This window comes from Vibrio sp. SG41-7 (genome assembly GCF_014164465.1).
Classification (GTDB): Bacteria; Pseudomonadota; Gammaproteobacteria; order Enterobacterales; family Vibrionaceae; genus Vibrio; species Vibrio splendidus.
Genome location: NZ_JACJFF010000255.1, coordinates 1 through 2,172, shown reverse-complemented (window position 1 = coordinate 2,172; position 2,172 = coordinate 1). Strand labels below are relative to the sequence as shown.

1 protein-coding gene and 1 pseudogene are annotated in these 2,172 nt (G+C 40.9%); both read left to right on the top strand.

Features of this window, described 5'->3' with window-relative positions; all coding sequences use genetic code 11:
* Window positions 1-618 (top strand): annotated as a pseudogene (locus H5300_RS26390) (IS5 family transposase); the annotation flags it as partial.
* 715 nt (window positions 619-1,333) lie between these two features.
* Complete coding sequence (locus H5300_RS26385) at window positions 1,334-2,062, top strand: phage integrase central domain-containing protein (protein ID WP_259397966.1); 729 nt, start codon at window positions 1,334-1,336, stop codon at window positions 2,060-2,062.
* Window positions 2,063-2,172 lie beyond the last annotated feature (110 nt).

The window sequence follows — 2,172 nt, the reverse complement described above, 5'->3', positions numbered from 1 at the left end:
GTTGAGGTTTTATTTAAGACTAAAACGAGAGGAGCGATACAGCATCTAGCCATTGATGCTACTGGCCTTAAGGTTTATGGCGAAGGTGAATGGAAAGTCAAAAAACACGGGACGGATGGCAAGCGGAGAGTCTGGCGAAAGCTGCATATTGCAGTTGATACGAGCACTCATGAGATCATTGCCGCCGAGCTAAGTTTATCAACGGTTACAGATGGCGAAGTACTCCCGAACCTACTGAAACAAACACGTCGAAGCATCCTTGAGGTGTCTGGTGATGGCGCTTACGACACGAGAGCGTGTCATGCTGCTATTAAGATGAAGCGAGCCGTTGCGCTTATTCCCCCAAGAGAAGGGGCAGCCTTCTGGGAGCGTGGTCATCCTCGAAATCTCGCCGTGGGTTGCTAGAAGTTATACGACTCAAATAAGTATTGGAAAGAGCGGTATGGATACCACAAACGTTCATTGTCAGAAACAGCGATGTATCGAGTTAAACAGTTGCTAGGAGGACGATTGAGCTTAAGAAATTACAATGCACAGGTGGGGGAAACTTACGCGATGATAAAAGCGTTGAACAAGCTTACTGGGTTAGGTATGCCTGAAACTTGTCGTATTGATTAAGAAATACGCGAAACGAGGTAGTTCTATCTTTAAATTTAATTACGCAACAAAGCCGAATGGTTGTTCAATGAAAGCGCATGTTAGTATCATAGCTTACAACTATGACTCGCCACAAACATCACCTGTTCAGTTTTGTAAACTGTAGCGGTGTGTTACTTCAGAACCTCTTCATTTTAAAACTACCTCCTTGATCTGCAAACTTCTCTCAATCACTAGAGCCATATTAAGACGTAGCTAAAAACAGGGGCTCGATTGCTTTCTATCTGCTTTATCCATCGCAATCGTCCCTATAAGTTTATTTTAAATACTCTCTACGCCTTCACACCTGTTATTCGATTCACGCTAACCCTATAAAGTGTTAAGATCTCTTTATCAAAGTTTATTGTGGCGACGAAACAGTACACGTATTGTGATTTCCTTATCAAATCTTATGTACCCCACTTTGTACCCCACATGAAACAGCTAAAAATTAAAGGTAATATTTTCAAATGGTTAATAGTAGCATTCAATGGTTTCCGGGGCTCCTGAATTAAAGTTTCAAGAACAACCAATAAATACCAATAACACATAAAAATCAACAGCTTAAACAAAACAACCATCCCTAGACATTTCAGTAAATCCCACTTCAATCCAACACTTTGGTACCCCACCTGGTACCCCACCAGACTAATTTACTATACAATGGTCTCTATTCTCTCATCTATGTAATTATGATATGGCTAAACGAATTACCGATACATCAATTAAAGCTCTCGTGATCAAAGACAAAGAATATACCTACACTGTTGAAGAAGGCTTACAACTTCGAATTCGACCTAAACGCTCCAGTGAAGGAAGAGGAACGAAAGCCTGGCAGTTTAAATATCGTCACCCTGTAACGCGTAAAGTAACTAAAGTTTCGATGGGGACCTATCCTTCTTTACGACTGGCAGCCGCCAAATTAGAAGCAGCAGAGTATCGGAAACAAATTGCGGAAGGTTTAGACCCTAAGCGCCTTAAAGAAGATAAGAGAATTGAAGAGCTACGTAAGCACAGCGATAACTTTCTTTCTGTTACAACGATGTGGTTTGAAAGAAAACGTAAATCTGTTAGCCCATTTCATGCAGAACGAACCTGGAGAACATTGGAAAAGTACGTATTCGACCATTTAGGCGCACTTCCTATAAGTGAGATCAGTCGACGTGATGCTATTGAAACACTCAGGCCATTAGAAACCGACGGCAAACTATCAACTATTAAAAGGATTTGCCAAAGCCTAAATCAAATAATGGAATACGCTGTAGCAAGCGATATCATAGCAGCTAATCCTCTAACAAAAATGATCAACTCATTTGAGAAACACCAAGTTGAAAACATGCCTACTATACGTCCCGAATTATTAGGTGAATTTTTATCTCGTTTAGAACAAAATGAAAACATTCAAGATAAATGCGTATTCCGCTGATTCCGGCCACTAGTTCCGGTTTAACCGGACACCACTAATCTCTCGCTTTTCTCTAACTCTATTTTTACTCTATCTGTCCGGATTGCGCCAGTTTTCGCATTGATTCTCCT

Bases quoted from the DNA above. Each gene is read 5' to 3' on its own strand.
- H5300_RS26385 (WP_259397966.1), top strand. From the start codon at position 1,334: ATGGCTAAACGAATTACCGATACATCAATTAAAGCTCTCGTGATCAAA.